We start from the raw sequence: 5251 nt of genomic DNA on the forward strand, positions 1-5251 counted from the left end.
GTTATACATTCCGGTTGATCCTGCCGGAGGCCATTGCTATTGGGATTCGATTTAGCCATGCTAGTCGTACGAGTTCATACTCGTGGCGAATAGCTCAGTAACACGTGGCCAAACTACCCTTCGGACCGTCATACCCTCGGGAAACTGAGGTTAATAACGGATACCACAGTCCAGCTGGAATGAGGACTGTGCCAAACGCCCCGGCGCCGAAGGATGTGGCTGCGGCCGATTAGGTAGACGGTGGGGTAACGGCCCACCGTGCCAATAATCGGTACGGGTCATGAGAGTGAGAACCCGGAGACGGAATCTGAGACAAGATTCCGGGCCCTACGGGGCGCAGCAGGCGCGAAACCTTTACACTGCACGCCAGTGCGATAAGGGAATCCCAAGTGCGTAGGCATAGAGCCTACGCTTTTGTCCACCGTAGGGAGGTGGACGAATAAGGGCTGGGCAAGACCGGTGCCAGCCGCCGCGGTAATACCGGCAGCCCGAGTGATGGCCGATCTTATTGGGCCTAAAGCGTCCGTAGCTGGCCGCACAAGTCCATCGGAAAATCCACCCGCTCAACGGGTGGGCGTCCGGTGGAAACTGTGTGGCTTGGGACCGGAAGGCGCGACGGGTACGTCCGGGGTAGGAGTGAAATCCCGTAATCCTGGACGGACCGCCGATGGCGAAAGCACGTCGCGAGAACGGATCCGACAGTGAGGGACGAAAGCTAGGGTCTCGAACCGGATTAGATACCCGGGTAGTCCTAGCCGTAAACAATGCCTGCTAGGTGTGGCTCCCACTACGAGTGGGTGCTGTGCCGTAGGGAAGCCGCTAAGCAGGCCGCCTGGGAAGTACGTCCGCAAGGATGAAACTTAAAGGAATTGGCGGGGGAGCACTACAACCGGAGGAGCCTGCGGTTTAATTGGACTCAACGCCGGACATCTCACCAGCATCGACTGTAATAATGACGACCAGGTTGATGACCTTGTCCGAGTTTCAGAGAGGAGGTGCATGGCCGCCGTCAGCTCGTACCGTGAGGCGTCCTGTTAAGTCAGGCAACGAGCGAGACCCGCATCCTTACTTGCCAGCAGCACTGCGAAGTGGCTGGGGACAGTAGGGAGACCGCCGTGGCCAACACGGAGGAAGGAACGGGCAACGGTAGGTCAGTATGCCCCGAATGTGCTGGGCAACACGCGGGCTACAATGGTCAGGACAAAGGGTTCCAACTCCGAAAGGAGACGGTAATCTCAGAAACCTGATCGTAGTTCGGATTGTGGGCTGCAACTCGCCCACATGAAGCTGGATTCGGTAGTAATCGCGTGTCAGAAGCGCGCGGTGAATACGTCCCTGCTCCTTGCACACACCGCCCGTCAAAGCACCCGAGTGAGGTCCGGATGAGGCGCGTTCCACGCGTCGAATCTGGGCTTCGCAAGGGGGCTTAAGTCGTAACAAGGTAGCCGTAGGGGAATCTGCGGCTGGATCACCTCCACCGACCCGAGACTCGCCCTCTGGGCGAGCTCACCTTTCGACCGTTCACACGAACGGTCACCACTCATGCATGGTCACGTGTCCGACCAGCCACCGACCTGGACACCCATGAACGACCACGGTTCACGCAATACGCGACAGAGCCTTCCCAACGTGGGAAGGTGGGCTCATAGCTCAGCGGTAGAGTGCCTCCCTTGCAAGGAGGATGCCCTGGGTTCGAATCCCAGTGAGTCCATGTCCCCCAACGCGAATCCGTCCCCTTAAGTGGGCGACGCGACTCCGTTGGGTTACGACGACCGATGCACCATCCCGGGAAACCGCGGATGGGAAGGGTTCGACGAACATCCCGCCAGGGTGATTCGATGACGACCGTGTATACGTGCGATCCAGACGTCCACTGAACTCAATCGAGTTCGTGGAACGTCAGTGAACCATATACAGTCGGGTGACACTATGTCACTTGACACCGTTGGCCAGTTCTTTATTGAACTGCCCAACAACACTACTGGCTACTGTGCCAGCTGGTGAATGGCTCGGCTCGAGAGCCGACGAAGGACGTGCCAAGCTGCGAAAAGCTCGTGGGACCCGCATGGAGGGAAAGAACACGAGATCTCCGAATCGGAATCCGTTAACAATTGCTACGCGCAATAGGGAACTCCCTGAATTGAAACATCTCAGTAAGGGAAGGAAAAGAACGCAACCGCGATGTCGTCAGTAACCGCGAGTAAACGCGACACAGCCCAAACCGAAGGTCTTCGGACCAATGTGGTGTTCGGGTTGACAACCAAAACACGACAACTCATCTGAAGTCTCCTGGAACGGAGCGTGACACAGGGTGACAACCCCGTACGATGAGCCAGTACTGTTGGCGTCAATACCAGAGTAGCAGGGGTCGGATATCCTCTGTGAACAACTCAGGCATCCCCTGAGAAGGCTAAACACTCCTCGAGACCGATAGCGAACAAGTAGCGTGAGCGAACGCTGAAAAGCACCCCGAGAAGGGCGGTGCAATAGGGCCTGAAATCAGCTGGCGATCGAGCGACAGGGCGTACAAGGCGATTCTCAAAACGACCGAGGAGCGATCCTCCAGTAGGAAGAGAGTCGAGCCGGCGTCGTGTCGTGCGTTTTGAAAAACGACCCAGGGAGTGCACTTGATTGGCGAGTCTAACCCGTGAACCGGGGAAGGCGCAGGGAAACCGATACGGCCGCAGCATTGCGAGGGCCACCGTGTTCAAGCGCGGGGAGTCAATCGGGTGCGACCCGAAACCAGGCGATCTATACGCAGGCAGGGTGAAGCGTGGCGAAAGCCACGTGGAGGCCCGTTAGAGGTGGTATTCTACAATATCCTCTCGTGATCTGCGCATAGGGGTGAAAGGCCCATCGAGCCTGGCAACAGCTGGTTCCAACCGAAACATGTCGAAGCATGACCTCATCCGAGATAGCCCGCGGGGTAGAGCTACCGATTGGATGACCCGCCTCCGAGAGGAGTCGGCCATCCTGTCAAACTCCAAACCCGCAGGCGTCGCAGACGATGGGAGTCCGGTGTGCGGGGTAAGCCTGTGCACCGTGAGGGGAACAACCCAGAGCCGGGTTAAGGTCCCAAAGTGTAGATTAAGTGCGATTCGAAGGTGGTCTCAAGCCCTAAACAGCCGGGAGGTGAGCTTAGAAGCAGCTACCCTCTAAGAAAAGCGTAACAGCTTACCGGCCGAGGTTTGAGGCGCCCAAAATGATCGGGGCTCAAATCTACCACCGAGACCTGGCCGTGCCCGTCACAGGGCAACCGCGTAGGTTGGCGTTCTGTTCGGATGGAAGCGCGGGCGAGAGCTCGTGTGGACCGTTCAGAAATGACAATCCTGGTCACAGTAGCAGCGATAGTCGGGTGAGAACCTCGACGGCCTGATGAGCAAGGGTTCCTCGGCACTGCCACTCAGCCGAGGGTCAGCCGGTCCTAAGATGCACCGCAACTCGACTGCATCAACGGGAAACTGGTTAATATTCCAGTGCCATCGTGCAGTAAACGTCGACGCCGTGTGGAACGCTGAGCCGGGCTCTGCCCGGTCGAATCATGGAAACTCGTGGACGCCGTCACGGCACGAAGCGAGCGAAACGTGAGATAGCGCAAGTCAGCCGTACATAGGGCCCGTGAAAAGACAAGCACGATGTCCGTACCGAGATCCGACACAGGTGCTCTGGCAGCGAAAGCCACGGCCTGTCGGGAGAACCGACGTTAGGGAATTCGGCAAGTTAGTCCCGTACCTTCGGAAGAAGGGATGCCTGCCCTCGACGGGGCAGGTCGCAGTGACTCGGGCGCTCCGACTGTCTAATAACAACACAGGTGACCGCAAATCCGCAAGGACTCGTACGGTCACTGAATCCTGCCCAGTGCGGGTATCTGAACACCTCGTACAAGAGGACGAAGGACCCGTCAACGGCGGGGGTAACTATGACCCTCTTAAGGTAGCGTAGTACCTTGCCGCTTCAGTAGCGGCTTGCATGAATGGATAAACGAGAGCGCCACTGTCCCAACGTTGGACCCGGTGAACTGTACGTTCCAGTGCGGAGTCTGGAGACCCCCAAGGGGAAGCGAAGACCCTATAGAGCTTTACTGCAGGCTGTCGCTGAGACGTGGTCGCCGATGTGCAGCATAGGTAGGAGACGTTACACAGGTACCCGCGCTAGCGGGTCACCGAGTCAGCATTGAAATACTACCCGTCGGTGACTGCGACTCTCACTCCGGGAGGAGTACACCGGTAGCCGGGCAGTTTGACTGGGGCGGTACGCGCTCGAAAAGATATCGAGCGCGCCCGAAGATCATCTCAGCCGGGTCGGGAATCCGGCGAAGAGCGCAAGAGCACAAGATGGTCTGACAGTGTCATTCCCAACGAGTGACGCTGACGCGAAAGCGTGGTCTAGCGAACCTACGAGGCTCCGGAATGGGGCCCGTAGATGACAGAAAAGCTACCTTAGGGATAACAGAGTCGTCACCCGCAAGAGCACATATCGACCGGGTGGCTTGCTACCTCGATGTCGGTTCCCTCCATCCTGCCCGTGCAGAAGCGGGCAAGGGTGAGGTTGTTCGCCTATTAAAGGAGGTCGTGAGCTGGGTTTAGACCGTCGTGAGACAGGTCGGCTGCTATCTATTGGGGGTGTCAAGGTACTTGACGTGAACGAACGTATAGTACGAGAGGAACTACGTTTGGTCGCCACTGGTGTACCGGTTGTCCATTCGGGCAATGCCGGGTAGCCACGCGACACGGGGTAAGAGCTGAACGCATCTAAGCTCGAAACCCACATGGAAAAGAAGTACCGTTGAGGTCACTCGTAGAAGACGAGTTCGATAGACTCGGGATGTACGCACCGAGGCAACGAGGTGTTGAGTCCACGAGCACTAACAGACCGAAGCCACAATCATACGGCACTGACATACCACACACTTGATTGAGTTCAGGCGGTAACTGGATCGCACGTATACACGGTCGGCCGATCGCGAGATCGGGACCACCGACACAGGCGTCTCTCGACACTAGTTGTGCGAGAGGCTCGGTTCGAGTCCGAGCGTCGGCGTAAAGGCGGCCAGAGCGGTGGGGGAACACCCGTACCCATTCCGAACACGGAAGTTAAGCCCACCAGCGTTCCGGGAAGTACTGGAGTGAGCGATCCTCTGGGAACCGCGGGTCGCCGCCTGCCCATTCATAGGGGCGATTGCCCCACACGATTTTCACCACCCATAGACACTTCCCTCCCAAGAGACGCGGATCGTCATCCAGCGAGCGTG

1 tRNA gene and 3 rRNA genes are annotated in these 5251 nt (G+C 57.8%); all 4 read left to right on the top strand.

Features of this window, described 5'->3' with window-relative positions:
* The first annotated feature begins 7 nt into the window (after positions 1-7).
* The 4 genes from SD626R_RS13945 to rrf all read left to right on the top strand — a co-directional run bounded on the left by SD626R_RS13945 (position 8) and on the right by rrf (position 5163).
* A 16S ribosomal RNA gene (locus SD626R_RS13945) occupies positions 8-1477 on the top strand.
* Positions 1478-1639: 162 nt separating this feature from the next.
* Positions 1640-1711, top strand: a tRNA-Ala gene (locus tag SD626R_RS13950).
* A 265-nt stretch (positions 1712-1976) separates the two neighbouring features.
* Positions 1977-4887, top strand: a 23S ribosomal RNA gene (locus SD626R_RS13955).
* A gap of 154 nt (positions 4888-5041) precedes the next feature.
* Positions 5042-5163: ribosomal RNA gene (gene rrf, locus SD626R_RS13960) — 5S ribosomal RNA — on the top strand.
* The 16S, 23S and 5S rRNA genes sit together here with 1 tRNA gene alongside, the layout of an rRNA operon.
* The last annotated feature ends 88 nt before the right edge of the window (positions 5164-5251 follow it).

The sequence above is a fragment of the Halorubrum sp. SD626R genome (assembly GCF_001261915.1).
Lineage (GTDB): Archaea > Halobacteriota > Halobacteria > Halobacteriales > Haloferacaceae > Halorubrum.